Source organism: bacterium (assembly GCA_024224155.1).
Taxonomy (GTDB): Bacteria; Acidobacteriota; Thermoanaerobaculia; order Multivoradales; family JAHEKO01; genus CALZIK01.
In genome coordinates this window covers 42,335-62,015 of the sequence record JAAENP010000295.1, presented here as the reverse complement: position 1 = coordinate 62,015, position 19,681 = coordinate 42,335, and the positions used below count along the sequence as shown (strand labels likewise).

Sequence of the window (19,681 nt, the reverse complement as noted above, 5' to 3'; positions counted from 1 at the left end):
TTTACTTGGTGAGCCGCCAGGGACTCGAACCCCGAACCCGCAGATTAAGAGTCTGCTGCTCTGCCAGTTGAGCTAGCGGCCCCCCAGAGCGGCGGTAACTATAACTCAATCCGGCGCCGTGTGAACCCCCGGCGCCCCGGTTGGCGGCCCTCTCCTAGCCGCCCTGGACGAAGCGCACGATCTCGAGCGTGTCGCCGTCGCCGAGCGGAGTCGTGGCGTAGGCGGGGCGGCGGACGATCGCGCCGTTGTGCTCGACGGCGACGGCGCGCGGATCCAGGCCCAGCGCCTCCAGGTAGGACGCGATCGTCGAGCTCTCCGCAAGAGGCCGTTCCTCGCCGTTGACGCGGATCTTCGCGGTTTCCATTCGGGCTCGCGTCAGCGGCTAGATCAAGTGCTTGATCTCCGCCGCACCGACCTCGCTGGTGGCGGTGATGATCAGGGCGGCGGTGCCTTTGGTTATCTCCGGGATGGCGATACGCAGATTCAAATTGCCCTCGGCATTGGTCCTGCCGGCGCCTAGAATCTCCGGCTCCGACACGGTCGAGATGATCTTGACCGCGATGTCGGCGTCGGCGACCGGACTGCTCAAACCGCTGGTCTTGGCGTGAAAAGCCAGCCGGGCCTCGCTGCCGAGCGCCAGCTCGCCTATCGAGTCCATCGCCAGAATCAGATACTCCTGCTCCGCTTCCATGTTGAGATAATCGAGAATGACCTGATCGAGACTCTGAGCGCCGCCTTCGCCGGCCCCAGCCGCTCCCGCCAGCCCCGCACCGGCTCCGGCACCCGATGGCTCTCGCACCGCGGGCGCCGCAACGGCCAGGGGGCCGAGCCTGCTCTCGGCGTCCGAGTCCAGCTTGCCGGTTCTGATCTCGGCAATCAGCTCACGATGCTGGGCCTCGAGCAGCTCCAGGATGGCCTCCTTGCCACCGCCGTCCTTGAGCAGCTGGGCGTATTCGGAACGGCGGCGATGCAGGATCTGGCCGCCGACGTAGACGAGGCTCTCGATGCAGGGGTTGTTGACCCCCTTGTCTTCGGTCTGGACGTGAAACACCACTCCCCGGTGGCGGACGTCCGTGTTGTAGCCGGTAATCATCTGAGTGCCGTCCAACAGCGTATTGTAGATCGGGTACGGCTCGGGGGACAGCGGATCACGTCACGACAGCCGAAAGCGGCCTTTCGGGAATATGCCGATCCGAGAGATGGTTTAAGAATCCGAGTCGAATTCGAGTGGAGGCATCATGAGCAAGGCAGCTGGAAGAATCACGAGCAAGTCCAAGAATCTCTTCTTTCTTCTCCTGCCGTGCCTGCTGGTTCTGGCGGGCAATATGGGACCGGCCGCCTCGACCCGAGCCGCCGAGAAGCAAGGAGAAACCAAGGTGTACAAGAAGCCAAGCGCTGAAGAACTGCGGAACCGACTGACCGACCTCCAATGGAGTGTCACCCAGGAGGACGCTACCGAGCGGCCTTTCAACAACGAGTACTGGGACAACAAGAAGCCCGGGATCTACGTGGACGTCGTCAGCGGTGAGCCACTCTTCAGCTCGCTCGAGAAGTACAAGTCGGGGACCGGCTGGCCTTCGTTCTGGGCGCCTTTCGAGAAGGAAAACGTTGTCGAGGAGGTCGACCGCAAGCGGTTCATGACCCGGACGGAGATTCGCTCAAAGCACGGCGATTCTCACCTGGGGCACGTCTTCAACGACGGCCCGAAGCCGACGGGACTACGCTATTGCATGAACTCGGCGGCCCTGCGCTTCATCCCGGTCGAGGAGCTGGAGGCCGAGGGATACGGCGAGTACCTGAAGCTCTTCGAAGAAGAGTAGATCTTTCTAACCGCGGAGGCATCGCGAGGCGGCACCGGCGGCCTCTATCGGTCAGGTCGACCGATAACAAGGCGCGAGCTACCCTACCGAGCCGACCCCGCCGTAGGCCACCCCGGTCAGATGCGCCACGTCGCACTTCCAGGTGGTCAGGTCGCCGTTGCGGAACTGGTTCAAGTGGACGTGACCACAGGCCCGCGCCAGCACCTGCATCAACTCGACCGACGCCGCGAAGAACCGGGACAGCCGCTCGGCGGCCTGGTCCACGGGCAAGCGGTCCCGAAGGTGCTCTTTCTGGGTGGCAATTCCGACCGGGCAGTTGTTGGTGTGACAAGCGCGCATGCCCAGGCAGCCAATCGCCTGAATCGCCGCGTTGGACACGGCGATCCCGTCGGCACCCAGGGCTAGCGCCTTGGCGAAGTCGGCCGGCGTGCGCAGTCCGCCGGTGATGAACAGAGTCACTCTTCCCGACTTGCCGCGCTTGTCGAGATGGCGGCGAGCCCGGGCCAACGCGGGCAGCGTCGGCACGGAGATGTTGTCGCGGAAGAGCAGCGGCGCGGCTCCGGTACCACCGCCCCGGCCGTCCACAATGATGTAGTCGACGCCGATTCGAAGGGCCGCATCGATGTCGTCCTCGATGTGCTGTGCCGAGAGCTTGAAGCCGATCGGAATCCCTCCGGTGACCTCGCGGACCTCATCGGCGAAATGTCGAAACGGGTCTTCGTCCTCCCAATCGGGGAATCGGGCCGGCGAGATCGCGCCTTGCCCTTCGGGCAGACCGCGAACCTCGGCGATCTTGCCCTTGACCTTCTCGCCCGGCAGGTGGCCACCGGTGCCTGTCTTGGCCCCTTGGCCGCCCTTGAAGTGGAAGGCCTGCACCTTTTCGAGCTTGTCCATGGAAAAGCCGAAGCGCGCCGAGGCGAGCTCGTAGAAGTAGCGGCTGTTGGCCCCCTGCTCCTCGGGCAGCATGCCGCCCTCGCCCGAGCAGATTCCGGTGCCGGCGAGCTCCGCACCCTTCGACAGGGCCACCTTGGCCTCGAACGAGAGCGCGCCGAACGACATGTCGGAAACGATGAGCGGAATCCGGAGCCTGAGCGGCTTCGCGGCCTCCGGCCCGACCACCAACTCGGTCGCGACCGGCACGTCGTCGAGTTGGGGCACGCGCGCGAGCTGCGCGGTCACGAACTGCAGATCGTCCCAGACCGGCAGATCGGTGCGAGGTACGCCCATCGCAGCGACCGGGCCGTGGTGGCCATATTTTTCGAGTCCGTGGTCGGCGAGCGAGTGGATCAACTTGACATGGGGCTCCGCCGGGCTGCCCTTGGAGTGGTCCTGAAACACGCCCTGGTAGGCGCCCCGGTCGTAGGGCTGAGGGTTGTCGCGCTCCCAGGCCGCGATCTCGTCCTCGTCGACCCAGACGCCCCCCTCCTCTACCCAGGCTCCGAACTTGTGCAGGCGCTCGTCGACGCTGTACGAGCTGACGCCGCTCTCGAACTGGTAGTCCCAGTTGTGAACGCCGCAAATGATGTCGGTACCCCGCACGAAGCCATCCGACATCAGCGCGCCACGATGCTGGCAGCGCCCGTAGAGCACCGAGACTGCGTCATCGAAACGGACGACGACCAGGTCGACGTTCGCCACCAGAGCGTGAGACGGCTGGCGGTCGGCAAGCGACTCCCAGTCGGCGATCTTGATCTTCTTCATTCTTCCCCCTTCCCGCTCGCCCGGTAGGCGTCGCGGATCTCGAGCGCTTGATCGTAGATATCCATGGGCACAAACGTCGTGCGCATGTCGTCGGCAAAGGCGAGCGCGGCCTTCTTCCAGGCCGCCTCCCCGGGAGTTCCGACGATCGTCCGGACGGTCAGTCCCCGTCCTTCCATCTCGGCGATGGCCTGAGCGTCTTGACCTGGGATCTCGGAACGGAACAGCTCCCCGACCTCCCGGCCGGCGGCCTGTACCGTCCGGCGGTCCCCCTCCTCGATCCGAGCCCAGGCTCGCTCATCCACGAGCGTGGCCCCGATCAGCGGCGCGAGCCCCAGATCGATCATGTTGGGGGCGGAACGAAACCACTGCAAAGAGAGCGCGGCGATCGGCGTGGCCGGCAGGGTCTTGAACATGCCGGTCCGAAGGCCCATGGGAATGTCCGTCCCGGCAAGCGGCACCGGCCGGAAGCCATGCCTGCGCCAGAGGGTCTCCATGCGCGAGTCGCCGGCCCATTGAAAGACCTCGAGTGACCGCAGCTCGTCGAACGTCTCCACGGGCTCGGTGGTGAAGAAGTAGATCCAGCCCGCGTGCGCCCAGTGCAGGAGAACGTAGCCCTTGGCCTCGAGTCTGGCCTCGAGCTCCGGACTCAGGGCTTCAAAAACGTGAAACAGCTCATCGTACGAGTCGAAGAACATCGGGATCTCGAACAGCGCGAACGCCGGATCGATGTCCGAGAGCCCGGACACCGTGACCGTCCCGGCCTGGAGCTGGCCGATGCGCATCTTGCGCAACACGTCGGGATCATCGCCGGCGACTCCACCCGGATAGATGCGCAGCTGCACCCGCCCCGACGTCTTTTCGCGCCACTGCGCACCCATCGACTTGAGCGCCCGATCCCAGAACGACCCGCTGGGAATCAAGCTCGCCAGCTTGATGATCCGGTTGTCGGAAGCCCGCGCGTCCGCCGGCGCGAGGGTCGCCCCGAGTACCCACAGTGCCAGCAGCGGCACCGCGATGCGGGACCTATTCGATGAAGTACTCATCGATACGGTCGAGCAAGAGCTGGGCTCTGCGTTGGGCGACGAGGTTGGCGAGCCGTCGTTCGGGCACTTTGTCGACGTCGACGGCGAGGGCGCGTTCGAGCAATTGGACGAACTCGGCGCGATTCTGCTCCGAGATCACGATCCCGGAAGCGAGCGACACGAAAGGTGCGGCACTGTTGCCACCCGAAATCTCGACCGCGCGCTCGAAGAAACTTCGCGCCCGCTCCGGCGAGCCGCCCATGGCCTCGGGCAGCGATTCCAGCGAGATCATGACTTCCTGCACCGCGCCGTCATCGTAAGCCGGAGCCCACTCGAGAACCTTGCGCATGAGAGCCTGGACCGCCGGCAGATCGGCGACAATGTCCAGGCGGTGAGCACCCACCGACATCGCGGCGCCCCAGGAGGCACCCGTCCAGTAGACCAGATCGATCTCGGTGGGCTCGAAGACCGACACCGCGGTCTCCGGTTCCAGACGCAGCCGCTCGGTGACTTCGGGATGGTCCAGCTCGAGACTGGTCAGGCAGTAGTCCCGCGCCCGCAAGAACAGCCCCAGGGCGCGGTCCCGCTGACGCTCGGATTCGAGGTAGTCGTCGAGCTCCAGCCTCTCGGCGCGCGCCTGAACAAAGGCATAGGAGTACTGGGTGAAGCCACTGCACGCCGAGAGCAGCAAACCCCGATTGCCCGGCGACTCGGCAAGCAGAGCCTCGATGGTCTTGAGCGAAAAAGGCAGGGCCGATTCGACCAGCTCCGGATCGCTGTCCGAGGCGTAGACGTCTCCGGCCGAGGCCAGCGCGTCCGCCAGACCATTGATGGCGAGCTTGCGAATCGAGCAGCCGGAGAACAGAAGGCACGCGAGCGCGAGGGAGGTCGCACTGGCTGGACCCGGAGACCTTCGGCGAATCATGGCAGCTATCCTAGCCTGCTTGTAGCGGTCCACCTCGGAGCGAGTGAAGGGCCTCAGAGCAGATGCCTCCGAATCAACCTCAACAGCTCACCCACCCCGGCGGCCCTGGCGCCGCGGTCCCGGTTGGCGCGGCCGATCTCGAAGGCCATCTGCCATTGTCGAAACAGGATCTTGTACGCGGTACCGAGCGAGTTCTCAGGATCATAGATGTGGGTCGCCTCGGAGGTAACTCCGTTCAGCTCCAGCACTCGGATTCCTTCACCGCGCCCGAAGGCTTCGTAGCTGGGCGCCTTGAGGTCGTAGCGGCCGAAGTAGAAACCCTCGAACGACCGGCTGATTCGCTCGACCTCCGCCTCGAGCGCCGGCGTCTGCCAGCGCCGTCCGTCCAAGAAAACCGCCCCCAGGCAATGCGTGCCGATCTCGGTCAAGCGAATCCTCTCGCCCGGTGCGGGGACCACCCTGGCCGCGTCGGCGAAGCGCCGGAGATACACCGGAGCCATGGCGTTTGCCCGTGGGTCTTCGAGAATCAGCTTCTCGAGCGTCGTGCCTCCGTCTCCGATCACTTCCGGTAGACGCTTCTCGGTGATCGAAAAGACTCGACCGCGCTCGTCGCCGGGCCGGCGCGCGTAGAAGACGCCGAGCTCGGGACCCGGCAGATACTCCTGGACCAGACAATCCGCACGAGGCGCCGCCAGAGCCGCCGCGAGCAGATCTCGAGTCGCCACGATCGAGACCTGCCGTCCGCGCTCGCCGACGTCGGGCTTGACGACCACGGGAAAGTCGAGCGACCGTTCGCTCATGAACTCCAGCGCCTCGGCGACCGGATCTTCACTCTCGGCCCGAATGAGCCGGAACGCCGCGACCCAGTCAGCGCCGATCTGCTCCAAGATCTCGGACTTCGACTCGCCGACGAAACCGCCGGCTGGAATCGCCGGGTTGGCGGCTGTGAAGACGGTGAGACTCCGATGGCGGGCGGCGAGGCGCGCAATCCGAGCTACCACCGGCAGATAGAAGGCCCACGTCGGCCAGAACTCCCAGTGCCGCAGTCGGCGCCACCGGCTCGCGAGCAGCAGCCGGCCGCGGCGAGTCCCGAGCGATCTCAGCAGGCGCAACCCGACAACGAGCAGAAGCGCGAGCGCGAACGCGCCCGGGAGCGCCCAGCGTCGGAATATCTCGAAGTACTCCAAGATCCTGACGCCCAAGAGGAACGAAATCCCGACCAGCAGCGGCACCCAGACCGTGACGGCCAGCGCCAGGTACGACGAGAATCGCCAGAAGGGGGTCGCGACCACCCCGGCCGCGACGTAGGTCGGCACCCGCGTGCCGGGCACGAAGCGGCTGGCAAAGACCACCGAAGGCCCCTTGTCGTCAAACCACCTGCGGCTTCGCTGCACCGAGTCCTCGGAGATCCACCATCGCAAAGGTGCCCGCCGAATCCAGGGCCGGCCCAGGACACGGCCGATGAGATAGAGACCGACGTCGCTCGCGAAGATGCCTACGAAGCAAGCCAGGCAACCCGCGAGGTATCCGATCCGGCCCTGGGCGGTCAGCAGGCCCGCGCCGATACTCGCCAGGTCCTCGCTCACGAAGGTCGCCAGAGCCAGCAGATTCATCAAGACGAACAGAGCGATGCCTCGGGCTTCTCCCAGGAGCTTGGGATTCGAAGGCTCGGACGCCCGCGCGAGACGTTCCGGCGTCGCATCCGAGCGCCTCGGCGCGCGACCCGACTCGGCACGGGCAAGAAAGCTCGCGATCGGCTCGACCAGCTCCGGCTCGGCCTGGAAGACCATAAAGTGGCTCGCGTCGTACAGAATCAGCTCGCTCTGCGGCGAGATCCGATGATGCTCTCTGGCCGCAGCCAGCGGCACCAGCGGATCGTTCCGCCCATGGAGAATCAACACCGGCACCTCGAGGGTCTCGAGAATCCGCCGCAGGGGCCTCTGATCCGTGTCGTAGAAGTTGCGGGCATAGGGCAGATCGAGCATCGAGTCGTCCAGGAAGCCGAAATGGGGAACGGCTTCGTGCAACAGCCAGAGCCCCGCCAGCTGGGCTCCGTGGACGGCTCGGTTCAGGTGGTAGTTGCCGAGCAGCTCGGCTTCCTGGACACCGATCGCCGAGAGCAGGATGACCGAGCGGACGCGATCCGGAGCCAGAGACGCCAGCTCCAGCGCCACGCCACCTCCCATGCTGAAGCCGAGAACGTGGAACTCCCCTACCCCGAGGGCGTTCAGCAGCTCTAGGGACGCTCGGGCGTGCGCTTGGATCGAATAGTCCGAAACCTCTCGTTGCGAGCGCCCGAAGCCGGGGAGGTCGGGAGAGAGGACGCAAAAGCGCCCCGCAAGCGCCGGGGCCAGGGAGGTGAAGTCGCGCGAGGAGCCGGGACTGCCGTGAAGCAGTAGGAGCGCCGGCCGAGTAGTGAGCTGCTCGGTCGTGCAGCTCTGCCGGAAGGCGACCGACACCTCCTCCGATTCCGCGGGCCCGGCGATCGTGAGGCTCTGCTGTCCCTCATCGGGCGATCGGCCCACCTCTGGGCGCGCTCTCCAAACGTGCGCAGCCGTCAGCGCGAGCAGATAGCCGGCCACCAGGACAACAGCCGCGCGCCGCCCGGCCGCCATGGGCGGTTGCATCGGTTCGTCAGCCGGCCCCGACTTCGCGGGCGGCAATCGTGGATGGCGCCATGCCGAAGTCCGCTCCCGGATCCACCCCTCGGTCACGCAGCTGCCGAGCGATCAAGGCATAGTGGTGGATGGTGTGCGAAAGCGCGAACTGGAGCTCTCGAAGCACCGAGGATCGACTCCATATCGCCGGCTCGCCGGTGATTGGAGCGTCGACGTTGACTAGGAGCTCGACATCCGGGTTCAGCTCTACGGTCTCGAGCTTGACGATAATGTCCTCGATCGCCGCCGTTGCGGCTCCCCGCCGGCGCTCGATCTCGCGGTCCCGGTCGCGCCGGTCGTAGTCGACCCTGCCGGCCGGCAGGCCCTCGAACAGCGCCCGATAGAACTCGATGACGTGCCGGATGTGCGGACCCAGGCCGGATCCGGCCCCGATATCTTCGGCCACGTAGACATCGTCGGCCAGGCCGTTCACCAAGGCCAGCCCGTCACGAAGCATCGCCAGATTCTGCTCGACGACCGCCAAACGGGTCACGAGACCGCTCCCGCCACCGGTATGAATAGTCCGCGCACCGCCGTCTCCAGGCGCTCGGCGAGCCGCTTGCGATCGTCATCCTGAATCGACTCGACGCCGAAAGCGACCCTTGCCGAGAGGCCGGGAAGCGAAAGCAGGCGCAGGAAATGGTCGCTGAATGTCATGTCCCCCCACCAGCACACCGCCAGATGAGCCGGCTCGGTACCGGAAGGAGTACTGTAGCTCAAAGCGGCGGCGGCCACCGGCAGGCCGCCGCGCGCGGCCGGAGCCAGAAGCGAGGGTCGAAAGGGCGCGACCGACGCCCCCGACGTGCTGGTGCCCTCGGGAAACAGCACCACTCCTTCACCGACCTCGAGCGCTTTCTCGATGCGCCCGATCACGCGCGGAATGTCCCGGCGTGCCGTACGATCAATGAAGATGGTGCCCATGTGCTTGCAAAGAAACCCGACCACCGGCCATCCGCGCACTTCGCTCTTGGCGACGAAGACCGCGTCCACCAGGCTCGCCAGGATCGCGATGTCCAGGTAACTCAGATGGTTCGATACCAAGAAAAAAGGGGGCCTCGGCGCCGAACCGACGACCGTGACGTCGATGTTCAGCACTCGCACCACGATCCTGCCCCAGGCACCAAAACAGCGGTGGCGCCAGCGAGCCTCGGCTGCACGCCGGCGGAACGTCAGCAAGCGGCCGAGCAAGGTCATTTTGAAAGCCACCGCCGTGGCGACAGCTATGACCAACAACCTCCATCCGGCTCGAAGGCGCGCCATCTCCAGATTTCCCGACGCTCTAGCCGAAAAACAACTTGTGGACCCGCGGCCTCAGACCGTCGATGTCCATCATGACCAGGTAGTCGATGGTCTTGAATTCGCGATCGATCGCCGGCGGACCGCAGACCTTCGACCCAAAGCGCAGGTAGGTCTTGAAGAGAATCGGCAACTCGACTTCTGGGGAGTCCTTGTCGCGATCGCCGGGCGAGGGCCCGCCGGCCAGGGCATGGTCGGCCAGTGGAGCGACCGAAAGCACGGGATGCATGTGGTTCCCACGCTCCAAAAAGTTCATGGCTCGCCAGCCCTCTCGGGGGTCCTGGCTGGTCAAGGAGCAGCACCCGAAAAGGAAACGTGCCTGGTTGTGGGCAACGTAGAGAGCCAGGCTCTTCCAGAGCAAAAACAAGACCAGCTTGCTCCGGTGCGACTTCGCCACGCAGGCGCGCCCCACCTCGACCGAAGATCGGACGACCTCGTCGGGCAGACTCCCGAGATCGAAAAGACCCGAACTGTAGAAGCCCCGGTAGCGGGCCGCCATGCCCGCGGTCTGCATCCGATAGGTGCCCACGACCTCGCTGGTCCGGGTATCGCGCACGACCAGGTGATGACAACAGGTGTCGAAGACGTCGAAATCGCGGCCGGTCTCGTACGAGGACTCCAGTCCCTCGCCCAACTCCTCGTTGAAAACCGCGAATCGCAGTCGCAAGGCGAGATCGAGCTCCTCGTCGTCGCGCGCGAACGAGACCTCATACGGCCCGTCTTGCAGGACTTCCATCGGAAGCTGGCGGACGGCAACGGGATAGGTCGATTCGCGAACTGCGATTTCGTTTGTCATGCGTTCGGTTGGCTCAGCCGCGTCCGGTTCGCCGGTAGGTCTCGGGATCGGCTTGAATGTACAAGAGACTATCGCGCCGAATCACTCGGCCGGTGATCTCGATCGGCTCGGCCACGTACTCGAGCACGCGGTCGTTGACGGCAGTACCGTTTTCGTCCACCACCAGGTAATGCCAATAGTCGCCGCTCCGCGTCTCGACTCGCAGCACCGGCGGCACACCTCCACTGATGCACCGCGAGGCGCAGCCTCGATGGGGCTTCCCCCGCCCGGGTTTCATCACCCCCAGAAAGCACTTGCTGTCGACGATCTCGCCGCGTAGCGTTCGGATCCCGAGGTCCGTGGATTCGGCCCGCAGACCGAGCCGAGCTTCGCCGAGGGGCTCGACGCTGCCACCGACCACCTCGATCATGGTCTCGCCCTCGCGGTAGATCAGCGAGCCATTGAGCTTCACGGGCTGCCCGTCAAAACCGGCGATCTCGGCGCCGGCGCCCCGCTTGCCGACGGCGACCAGCAGGAGAGGTCGGCGATTCTGATTCTCGGCCGTTCCGGGACCCTCGACGAGCAGAACCGGGTGCGGGCTCTCCCGAATCACGCCCTCGAAGCTACGAACGACGCCATACTCCCAAACACCGGGATCGAATCGGCCCTGGGCCACCGCGAGAGTCGCGGCCACCGCCGCGGCGAACATCACCAGGAGCACCACGGCGCGGCGCAGAAACCTGGCTAAGTCTCCGGGAACCTTGGCCTGGTAGCCAACGTAGAACTCCCGCTCCGAGGTCATGATGCGGCCTCCCCGGCTTCTCGGTTCACTGGAACGCGGGCCGGCTCGACGGCGGTTCCCGGTGGATTCGGACGTGAATCTACCAGGACCCGATCGCCGTCCAGCCGCACCCGAAACGTCGGGACCTTCTCGGTGAACGGCGGCGGCGAAGATCCGTTCGCCGGTTCGTACTGAAAGCCGTGCCAGGGGCAGGTTATGCAGCCGTTGATGATCCGGCCTTCACCCAGCGGACCGTTCTGATGTTGGCAGACGTTCGACACCACCGAGACCCGGCCGTCATAGCGAAAGACCGCAACCCGCTCGCCCGCCAGGCAGACCACTTTCGCTCGCTTCTCCGGAATGTCTCGCAGCCGGCAGACTTCGACGAATCCATCGTCTCCGGATGCGCCGTCGACCTCGCGATCGGCCGCGCGCTCGCGCCAGCCGGCTATGAGGTGGATGCTCAGAATCCACGCCAGGCCCAGAGCCAGAAGACCTGCCGCCAGCGGGTGCCGTTCGGCCTGCAGCACGCCGAGGGCGACATGCAGCACCAGCAGGCCATAGGCAAGGTAGACCAGCATGTGGAGCGTCTTCCACACCGGGGGTGTCAGGTTGGCGAGCCAGAAATCGTGGCTCGTGGCGGCCATCAGGAACAGGATGACCAGGGCCGCGGCGCCCAGAGGCTGAAAGGGGAACTGAGCCAGATCGCCCCAGCGGCCGTTCGAGGTCAGCACGCTCAGCAACGGGTTGACGTTGCCGAGGGCGTGAAACTGGACGGTCGAAAAGGCGCCGTGGGCGAGCGCCAGAATGAACATGGTCACGCCGAGATGACGGCGGTTGTAGAGAAGCGGTAGGAAGCGGGAGTCCAGTCGGCAAAGCGGACCGATCGACAGAATCAGATGCAAGAGCAGCAGCGCGCCGGTGCCGAGTGCTCGGATCAGCAGGGTCTCGATGGTGGCGTTGGGCCGCAGCACGGCAGCCGTGCCGATGAACACGGCCAGGTAGAGAACGACGCCGCCCGCAATCGTCAGATCGTAGAGACGCTTCTGCCGGTTCCAGCCCACGGCCCGGTAAGCATGGCTCACGGGCTGTCCTCGCCCGGCCATTCGACGCGCGCCACTTCCTCGCCGTGACCCAGGCTGTAGAGCACCAGGACGCCGCTCTCGAGGTCGCCCTCCGGAGGCATCAGAGCTATCGGAGGCTCTTCGAACACACGATCGGGTCTCGCCCCGAGGGCGGCGAGAAAGAGCGGCACCACAACCAGCGTGACCACCGCCAGCATCCACCGATGTCGCCGCCGCAGGCGCCGGATCATCGACCGCTCCCCTTGCGTGCGAGCTCCCTGTGCGCGTTGCTCTCCTCGGGCGGCGGCAGGCCGCGAAGCCACCGCCGCAGCAGGATCGGCCAGAAGGCGGCGGTACCCGGCAGGATGGCCAGGCGAAATCCCCAGCTGCCACCTCGGGCCTGCGGGTCGATCCGCTGGACACCTCGGGTCACGAAGGCGACAGCGAAAACGAGACCGGCGCCCAAGTAGAGCCCCAGCGCCGCCAACAACCAGCCCGCGACTGTCTCCATCACCTGCTCAGTCCCCGTCCATCCGCATTCCTCGTAGCCGAATTCTAGTAGGGATCGAAGGCACTCGAGTTCCCACGGGTTCGCAACTGCTGCGGATTGCCTCGCTCGGAGCGTCGTGACAGAATCTCGGCGGCTTTCGGCTACCGGCAACGGTGCCAGCCCGGAAGAAAAACCCCAACAGTTTCGCGACTCGCTCGCCCCAAGCTCCGGAGGAAAAACTATGGCTGAGTCTTCAGCTGAACCCCAGCGCATCCTAGTTCAGTACGAGGTCAGAGATGGCGTCGCTTACATGACCCTGACCGACCCGCCGGCGAACACCTACACCCACGAGATGATGCGTCAGCTCGACGACGCAGTCCTCAAAGCCCGCTTCGACGCCGACGTTCACGTCATCGTTTTGACCGGTTTGGGCGAGAAGTTCTTCTGCGCCGGCGCCAACATCAACATGCTCAAGAAGTCGGACCCGTACTTCAAGTACAACTTCTGCCTGCATGCCAACGAAACCCTGAATCGGCTCGAGCACACGCCCAAGTTGGTGATCGCCGCGCTCAACGGCCACACCGTCGGTGGCGGTCTCGAGATCGCGATGGCCGCGGACATGATGCTGGCCAAAAAAGACGCCGGCAAGGTCGGACTGCCCGAGGTCACCCTCGGAGTGCTCCCAGGAACGGGAGGCACCCAGCGCCTGTCACGGATGATCGGCAAGACCCGCTCGATCGAGCTCATGGTCGAAGGCGGTCTCATCTCTTTCGAGCAGGCCCAGGAGTTGGGCATCGTCAACAAGGTCCTGGAAGGCGACGACTTCATGGACCAGGTCCACGACTACGCCAAGCAGTTCTGCCCGCCCAACAAGGCCTCCAAGGCCGTCGGCCGGATCAAGCGCTCGGTTCAGTCGGGCTGGGAAGTTCCGTTCGAGAGTGGTCTCGCGATCGAGCGCGAGGTCCAGCAGCAGCTCTTTCAGAGCGACGACGCCAGAGAGGGCCTGGCCGCCTACATCGAGAAGCGCAAGCCCGAATTCACAGGCGTTTGATCCAGTGACCGACCCCAAGCTCCCGCCGGCCAAGCTCTTCATTGGCGGCGAGTGGACCGCCCCCGAGGGCGGCAAGACCTTCGCGACCGAGAATCCGGCGGTCGAGGAGACCCTCTGCGAGGTTGCCTCAGGCTCACCGGCCGACGTCGACCGCGCGGTCGAAGCCGCGCAAGCGGCATTCACCGGTAAGTGGGGAAAGACCTCCGGGCGCGACCGCGGCCGCATTCTCTGGAAGATCGCCGACGCGCTCGAAGCGCGCATCGACGAGTTCGCGCTGGTCGAGACGCTCGACAACGGCAAGCCGATCTTCGAGTCTCGCTATGTCGACGTGCCCGCGGGCGTCGCCGCGTTGCGCTACTACGCCGGCTGGGCCGACAAGATCCACGGCGACACCTTCCCGGTAGAGGGGCCGTTCGTCTTCGCCTACACCCTGCGCGAGCCGATGGGCGTGGTCGGCGCGATCACGCCCTGGAACTTCCCGATCATTCAGGCGCTGTGGAAGATCGCCGCGGCCCTGGCCTGTGGCAACACGGTCATCCACAAACCCGCGTCCTACACGCCGCTCACCGCGCTCAAGTTCGCCGAGCTCGCGGTCGAGGCGGGCCTGCCGGCCGGCACTCTCAATGTGGTCACAGGTGGCGGCACGGCGGTTGGCGGCTCGATGGTCTCCCACCCGGGGATCGCCAAGATCTCCTTTACGGGCTCGACCGAGGTCGGACAAGGCATCATGAAGCAGGCCGCCGATACCGTGAAGCGGGTCACCCTCGAGCTCGGCGGCAAGTCGCCCAACATCGTGTTCGCCGATGGCGACGTCGACGCCGCGGTCAAGGGCGCCTACAACGGCATCTTCTACGGCAAGGGCGAGGTCTGCGCGGCGGGGTCGCGGCTCTTCGTCGAGCGCCAGGTTCACGACGAGCTGCTCGAGAAGCTGGTGGCGCGAACCGAGCGGCTGCAGCCCGGCGATCCGCTCCACCCCAAGACGCGCATGGGTGCCCTGGTCTCTTCGAGCCAGCGCGACACGGTCATGGGCTACGTCGATATCGGCAAGGCGGAGGGCGCCGAGGTCGCGACCGGCGGCACCGTGGCCGACGTCGAGGGCAAGGGCTACTTCATGCACCCGACCATCTTGACCGGAGTCGACAACTCCATGCGCGTTGCCCAGGAGGAGATATTCGGCCCGGTGCTGGTGGCGATTCCGTTCGACGAGCCCGAGGAGGCGGTGGCACTGGCCAACGCCTCGATCTACGGTCTCGCCGCCGGGGTCTGGACTCGCGACGTGGGCAAGGCCCACCGGGTCGCGGCTCAGCTCCAGGCCGGCACGGTCTGGATCAACCAGTACAACTGGTATGACTCGGGAGCGCCGTTCGGCGGCTTCAAGCAAAGCGGCTACGGGCGCGAGCTCGGCAAGGCGGCGCTCGACTATTACACCGAGACCAAAACGGTCTTCGTAGGCACGTGACCGTGGAGCGTCAGCCCCTCTTCCTGGTAGCGCCGGTGCGCACGCCGATCGGCAAGTTCGGCGGCGCGCTGGCTTCGTTGACCGCCGCCGACCTGGGCACCGCCGCCGCCAAAGCCTGCCTCGAGCGGGCGGGGATCTCGGGCGAAGCGGTCGATCAGACCATCTTCGGCCACGCCCGCCAGGCGGGAGGCGGACCCAACACGGCCCGCCAGATCTCGTACCGAGCCGCTGTGCCGGTCGAGAGGCCGGCCTTCACGATAAACCAGGCCTGCGGCTCGGGTCTGCAGGCGGTTTTCGACGGCGCCCGGGCGATCCTGTTGGGCGAGGCCGAGCTGGTCCTGGCCGGCGGCACCGAGAGCATGTCGAACACGCCGTATCTTCTGCCTCGAGCGCGCTGGGGGTACCGGCTGGGGCACGCCGAGCTCACCGACGGCATGTACAAGGACGGTTTCAACGATCCGCTCTCGGAGATGGTCATGGGCGAGACCGCCGAGGAGCTCGCCAACGAAGCCAAGCACGTCGATCGCGCGGCTGCCGACGCCTATGCCGCCGAGACCCAGAATCGCTGCCAATCGGCCCGCGAGAAAGGCCGTTTCGAAGCCGAGATCGTTCCTATCGAGGTCAAGTCTCGAAAGGGCGTCGTCACGGTCGACCGGGACGAGCATCCGCGGGACGGGGTCAAGGCCGAGTCCCTTGCCAAGCTCAAGCCGGTGTTTCGCGAGGGCGGCACGGTGACCGCGGGCAACGCCTCGGGCATCACCGACGCCGCCGCCGCGATCCTGGTCGCCTCCGCCGCAGCGGTCGAGAAGCACGGCCTCGAGCCGATGGCCCGGCTCATCGACTGGGAGGTCGTCGGCGTCGACCCGAGGATCATGGGTATCGGCCCGGTGCCCGCGGTGCGGGCGATCATGGAGCGCAACCAACTCGACTACGACCAGATCGACCGGGTCGAGCTCAACGAGGCCTTCGCCAGTCAGGCGCTGGCGTGCCTCGAAGAGCTACCGTTCGCGCGCGACCGGGTCAACCCCGACGGCGGCGCCATCGCGCTCGGGCATCCCATCGGCTGCACCGGTGCGCGAATTCTGGTCACCCTGCTTCATGGTCTCGAGCCTCGAGACGGCCGGCGCGGCATCGCGACCCTTTGCGTGTCCGGCGGCCTGGGCCTGGCGGCTCTGGTAGAGCGAATCGGCGGAAAGACCTCGTGAACCGCGTCGTCGTTTGCATTCGCAGCCGCCGCAAGGCCGAGAACTACTTGCACGCGCTGCAGTCCGTCGGCATCGACGGCCAGCGCCTGATCGTCGTGAGCCCCGAGGACGACGGGACCGACGACGACACGCTCGAACAGCTCGCGGCCGAGGCCGGTGGGCTGGTTCTCGCGGGAGGTCCGGATATCGAGCCCGAGCGCTACGGAGAGAAAGCCCGCCCGAACGCCAATCTCACCCTGGTGCCGGAGCTGGATCGAATCGAATGGTCCCTGATGAAAGGCGCGCAATCTGCCAAGACGCCGATCTGGGCCATCTGCCGGGGCCTGCAGGTGGTCAACGTCTTTCTGGGGGGAACCCTCTGGCAGGATCTACCGAGTCAGCTGCCCCATACGACCGATCACGACTTCGAAGAGCCGGAAGATCATCTGGCGCATCCCGTCGAGGTCACCGACACGTCGAGTCCCCTCGGCGAGACGCTCGCGGAAGGCAAGGCCGAGGTCAATTCCCGGCACCACCAGGCGGTCAAGGACCTGGCTCCGGAGATGAAGCCGGTGGCCTACGCCCCGGACGGAGTCCTGGAAGTCGCCGAGCACCGCGACGAGGGGTGGTGGCTGCGAGCGGTGCAATGGCACCCGGAGAACCTGCTCGAGCTGCCGCCGCAGCGCCGGCTCTGGCAGCATTTCGCGAAGGCCGTCGGCTCGAAGAACTCCGGATAAGACAACCTACGAACCCACTGGAGGAACACAATGGGAGAAGCAGTACTTCGCGAAGACGTGGGGCGCACCGCGGTCCTGACGATCAACCGGCCGGACAAGCTGAATGCTCTCAACGAGCAGGTTCGAGTCGACATGATGGCCCATCTGGAGGCGATCGAGAGCGACGACGCCATCGGCGTCGTGGTCATCACCGGGGCCGGCGAGAAATCATTCATAGCCGGCGCCGACATCGGTGAGTTCGAGGGTCGTTCACCCTTTGATCAGCGCGACGCCATGGCGAGCCCGCGGGTCTTCGACGTCATGTCCGACTTTCCCAAGCCGGTGATCGCCATGATCAACGGCTTCTGCCTCGGCGGCGGCTGCGAGCTGGCGTCCTCGTGTGACATTCGCGTGGCGTCCGAGAAGGCCCGCTTCGGCCAGCCGGAGATCAATCTGGGGCTGATTCCGGGCGGCGGCGGCACCCAGCGTCTGCCGCGCCTCATCGGCCTGGGGCAGACCATGCGCCTGGTGCTCTCGGGCGACATGATCGGCGCCGACGAAGCCAAGAGCATGGGCCTGGTCGAGCTCACCTTCCCGCCCGAGGAGCTGCGCGAGAAGACCCTGGAGCTCGCCGAGCGCATCGGCTCGAAGAGCCCGCTGACGCTCAAGGTCGCCAAACAGGCGGTGCGCGCTTCTTGGTCCACTTCGGTCGACGACGGCGTCAACTACGAGCGCGACCTCTTCTGCCTATGTTTCTCGTCCGAGGACAAGGAAGAAGGCGTAGCGGCCTTCCTGGGCAAGCGCAAGCCCGAGTGGAAGGGGCGGTAGACTCTCTCTACCGTCATTCTGAGCAAAGCGAAGTCTTTTCTCTCGCCGCCGCACGTTCGGCGGCAGTTCGGCAGGCGGCCCGCCGTCGACGCCTGTTGTCTGCCAAGCCGGTCGACACCCTTCGCTTCGCTCAAGGGCAAGCGGGCGTCGACCGCTACAATCGGGGCTCCCCTCCTGGTCTTTGGATTCAGTGCCTGAAGGAGCGCCGCGTGCGCCCCGAAGCGAACCTCTCTTCGTTCGCGAAGGGGCGACACCGGCGCGACACTATCGATTCGGTCGACACCCTTCGCTTCGCTCAAGGGCAAGCGGTGGTCGACCGCTCCAACGGCAGCGACTAGTACGGCGTGTCGCCGCCGTCGACGTTGATCGATTGGCCGCGGATGATCGTCGCGCGTTCGGAGAGCAGGAACGCGACCACGCGACCGACTTCGATCGGCGCGACGTGGCGCCGGAGCTGCGCCGGGTACATCTGTGCGACCAATTCGCTCGGATCCAGGCCCTCGCGCTTGCCGACCCAGTTGGCGACCTCGTCGAGCATCGGCGTGGCGACGCCGCCTGGGCATACGGCATTGACATTGATGCCGTGCGGAGCCCACTCGGAGGCGAGCGAGCGAGTGAGACTGATCACCGCGGCTTTGGAGGCGTTGTAGGCCGCCATGTTGGGATAGCCGACCTTGCCGGCGTTGGACGCGACGTTGACGATCGAGCCCCCGCCCTGGTCGATCATCTGCTTTGCCGCCGCCTGGCAGCAGGTCAGAAGCGCTCGAGCATTGACGTCGAACTGCGGGACCCAGTCCGCGTCGTCAGACTCCAGAGCGGGCCGCATGCGCAAAACGCCGGCGTTGTTGACCAGCCCGTCGACTGAACCGAACAGGCCTGCCGCATCGGTGACCGCGGCTGCTACCGCCTTCGAGTCGGTTACGTCGAGACCGAGCGCGATCGCCTTGGCGCCCTCGGCCAGAGATGCGACGGTCGCCTCCGCGGATTCGATCTCGAGGTCGCTCGCCGCGACCCTGGCGCCTTCCGCCGCGAGAGCCTGGGCGATGCCGCGACCGATCCCGCTTCCCGCGCCGGTTACCAGAATGACTTTGCCGTCGAGCATCATCAGAACACCGCCTTTGAGAGCATGCCGCCGTCGACCGCGATCGACGCGCCCGTGACCCACCGGGACGCCGGCGAGGCCAGGAACAGGCAAGCATCGGCCACGTCCTCCGGCCGGCCCAGACTACCCAACGGCACCGCCTCGAGCCACCTCTGGACTCCCTCCGGCCAGTCCTCTTCGATGCCGGGCTTCCAGATCAGACCCGGCGCGACCGCATTGACTCGTATGCCCTCGGGGCCGAGCTCCAGAGCCGCTGCCCGAGTGTGCATGAGGACCCCGGCCTTGGCCGAGGTGTAGTGGGCATGCAGCTTCGCGGGCGCCAGGCCCTCGATCGAGGCGATGTTGACGATGGCTCCGCCGCCGCCCTGCGCGACCATTCTCGCGGCCGCGATCCGCGTGCAAACGTGCACGCTCTTCAAGTTGGCGTCCACGACCGCGTCCCACTCCTCGTCCGCCATCTCCAGAAGCGGGCTCACCGGGTAGATGCCGGCGTTGTTGACCAGGATGTCGAGATCTCCGAGAGCATTCACGGTCTCGTCGACCAGGCGCGCGACTTCCGCGCCATCGGTCACGTCCGCATGAAGCGCGATCGCCCGCCCCCCCGTCTCCTCGATCTCTTCCACGACCGCGCGAGCCCCATCGGCGCTCGACCGGTAGTGCACCGCCACCGCGGCGCCCGCCTGGCCAAAGCGGCGGGCGATCCCGGCCCCAATGCCGCGTCCCGCTCCGGTAACCAAAGCGGCCTTCCCCGACAGATCGATGAGGGCTGCCAACTTCGGTGCCTCGGGTGGTTTCATCCGGCCTCCTGAC

General features: G+C 65.9%; 21 protein-coding genes and 1 tRNA gene. 6 read left to right on the top strand and 16 right to left on the bottom strand.

Annotated elements, in window-relative coordinates:
* Window positions 1–6: 6 nt before the first annotated feature.
* From GY769_15605 to GY769_15595, 3 genes are all read right to left on the bottom strand, one after another.
* Window positions 7–82: transfer RNA gene (locus GY769_15605), tRNA-Lys, on the bottom strand.
* A 72-nt stretch (window positions 83–154) separates the two neighbouring features.
* Window positions 155–364 carry a sulfur carrier protein ThiS gene (gene thiS / locus GY769_15600; protein ID MCP4203347.1) on the bottom strand — a complete coding sequence of 70 codons (210 nt, stop codon included), beginning with the start codon at window positions 362–364 and terminating at the stop codon, window positions 155–157.
* A gap of 18 nt (window positions 365–382) precedes the next feature.
* Window positions 383–1,108: a hypothetical protein gene (locus GY769_15595; protein ID MCP4203346.1), complete on the bottom strand. Its 726-nt coding sequence runs from the start codon at window positions 1,106–1,108 to the stop codon at window positions 383–385.
* A gap of 130 nt (window positions 1,109–1,238) precedes the next feature.
* Here GY769_15595 and msrB point away from each other — a divergent pair, with 130 nt between their 5' ends.
* Window positions 1,239–1,820, top strand: a complete 582-nt coding sequence (gene msrB / locus GY769_15590; GenBank protein MCP4203345.1) for a peptide-methionine (R)-S-oxide reductase MsrB — start codon at window positions 1,239–1,241, stop codon at window positions 1,818–1,820.
* 78 nt (window positions 1,821–1,898) lie between these two features.
* Here msrB and GY769_15585 read toward each other — a convergent pair whose 3' ends face one another.
* Genes GY769_15585 through GY769_15535 form a run of 11 tightly spaced genes read right to left on the bottom strand, consistent with a single transcriptional unit; the run spans window position 1,899 to window position 12,552 of the window.
* Window positions 1,899–3,521 (bottom strand): Rieske 2Fe-2S domain-containing protein, encoded by a 1,623-nt coding sequence (locus tag GY769_15585; GenBank protein ID MCP4203344.1) that lies wholly within the window; start codon window positions 3,519–3,521, stop codon window positions 1,899–1,901.
* On the bottom strand, window positions 3,518–4,564 hold the full coding sequence (locus GY769_15580) for a hypothetical protein (protein ID MCP4203343.1): 1,047 nt from the start codon (window positions 4,562–4,564) through the stop codon (window positions 3,518–3,520). The genes GY769_15585 and GY769_15580 overlap by 4 nt, the downstream gene beginning before the upstream one ends.
* Window positions 4,545–5,468, bottom strand: a complete 924-nt coding sequence (locus GY769_15575) for a hypothetical protein (protein MCP4203342.1) — start codon at window positions 5,466–5,468, stop codon at window positions 4,545–4,547. The genes GY769_15580 and GY769_15575 overlap by 20 nt, the downstream gene beginning before the upstream one ends.
* A 53-nt stretch (window positions 5,469–5,521) precedes the next feature.
* On the bottom strand, window positions 5,522–8,095 hold the full coding sequence (locus tag GY769_15570) for an alpha/beta fold hydrolase (GenBank protein MCP4203341.1): 2,574 nt from the start codon (window positions 8,093–8,095) through the stop codon (window positions 5,522–5,524).
* A gap of 7 nt (window positions 8,096–8,102) precedes the next feature.
* Window positions 8,103–8,618: a hypothetical protein gene (locus GY769_15565; protein MCP4203340.1), complete on the bottom strand. Its 516-nt coding sequence runs from the start codon at window positions 8,616–8,618 to the stop codon at window positions 8,103–8,105.
* On the bottom strand, window positions 8,615–9,385 hold the full coding sequence (locus tag GY769_15560) for a 1-acyl-sn-glycerol-3-phosphate acyltransferase (GenBank protein MCP4203339.1): 771 nt from the start codon (window positions 9,383–9,385) through the stop codon (window positions 8,615–8,617). The genes GY769_15565 and GY769_15560 overlap by 4 nt, the downstream gene beginning before the upstream one ends.
* 19 nt (window positions 9,386–9,404) lie before the next feature.
* Window positions 9,405–10,217, bottom strand: a complete 813-nt coding sequence (locus GY769_15555) for a GNAT family N-acetyltransferase (protein ID MCP4203338.1) — start codon at window positions 10,215–10,217, stop codon at window positions 9,405–9,407.
* A gap of 13 nt (window positions 10,218–10,230) precedes the next feature.
* Window positions 10,231–10,998 carry a hypothetical protein gene (locus GY769_15550; GenBank protein ID MCP4203337.1) on the bottom strand — a complete coding sequence of 256 codons (768 nt, stop codon included), beginning with the start codon at window positions 10,996–10,998 and terminating at the stop codon, window positions 10,231–10,233.
* Window positions 10,995–12,062 (bottom strand): Rieske 2Fe-2S domain-containing protein, encoded by a 1,068-nt coding sequence (locus tag GY769_15545; GenBank protein ID MCP4203336.1) that lies wholly within the window; start codon window positions 12,060–12,062, stop codon window positions 10,995–10,997. The genes GY769_15550 and GY769_15545 overlap by 4 nt, the downstream gene beginning before the upstream one ends.
* Window positions 12,059–12,292: a hypothetical protein gene (locus GY769_15540; protein MCP4203335.1), complete on the bottom strand. Its 234-nt coding sequence runs from the start codon at window positions 12,290–12,292 to the stop codon at window positions 12,059–12,061. The genes GY769_15545 and GY769_15540 overlap by 4 nt, the downstream gene beginning before the upstream one ends.
* On the bottom strand, window positions 12,289–12,552 hold the full coding sequence (locus GY769_15535) for a hypothetical protein (GenBank protein MCP4203334.1): 264 nt from the start codon (window positions 12,550–12,552) through the stop codon (window positions 12,289–12,291). Before GY769_15535 ends, GY769_15540 begins: the two co-directional genes overlap by 4 nt.
* 220 nt (window positions 12,553–12,772) lie before the next feature.
* Here GY769_15535 and GY769_15530 point away from each other — a divergent pair, with 220 nt between their 5' ends.
* Genes GY769_15530 through GY769_15510 form a run of 5 tightly spaced genes read left to right on the top strand, consistent with a single transcriptional unit; the run spans window position 12,773 to window position 17,769 of the window.
* A complete protein-coding gene (locus GY769_15530) occupies window positions 12,773–13,582 on the top strand; it encodes an enoyl-CoA hydratase/isomerase family protein (protein ID MCP4203333.1) in 810 nt (269 codons plus the stop codon).
* 4 nt (window positions 13,583–13,586) lie between these two features.
* Entirely contained in the window at window positions 13,587–15,041 is a 1,455-nt protein-coding gene (locus GY769_15525; protein MCP4203332.1) for an aldehyde dehydrogenase family protein, read from the top strand.
* A gap of 23 nt (window positions 15,042–15,064) precedes the next feature.
* Window positions 15,065–16,246 (top strand): thiolase family protein, encoded by a 1,182-nt coding sequence (locus tag GY769_15520; GenBank protein MCP4203331.1) that lies wholly within the window; start codon window positions 15,065–15,067, stop codon window positions 16,244–16,246.
* A complete protein-coding gene (locus tag GY769_15515) occupies window positions 16,243–16,962 on the top strand; it encodes a gamma-glutamyl-gamma-aminobutyrate hydrolase family protein (protein MCP4203330.1) in 720 nt (239 codons plus the stop codon). The genes GY769_15520 and GY769_15515 overlap by 4 nt, the downstream gene beginning before the upstream one ends.
* 30 nt (window positions 16,963–16,992) lie before the next feature.
* Window positions 16,993–17,769: a crotonase gene (locus GY769_15510; GenBank protein ID MCP4203329.1), complete on the top strand. Its 777-nt coding sequence runs from the start codon at window positions 16,993–16,995 to the stop codon at window positions 17,767–17,769.
* A 334-nt stretch (window positions 17,770–18,103) separates the two neighbouring features.
* Here the strand turns inward: GY769_15510 and GY769_15505 are convergent, their stop codons facing one another.
* Both GY769_15505 and GY769_15500 read right to left on the bottom strand, forming a co-directional pair.
* A complete protein-coding gene (locus GY769_15505) occupies window positions 18,104–18,877 on the bottom strand; it encodes an SDR family oxidoreductase (GenBank protein MCP4203328.1) in 774 nt (257 codons plus the stop codon).
* Window positions 18,874–19,668, bottom strand: a complete 795-nt coding sequence (locus GY769_15500) for a glucose 1-dehydrogenase (protein ID MCP4203327.1) — start codon at window positions 19,666–19,668, stop codon at window positions 18,874–18,876. Before GY769_15500 ends, GY769_15505 begins: the two co-directional genes overlap by 4 nt.
* Window positions 19,669–19,681 lie beyond the last annotated feature (13 nt).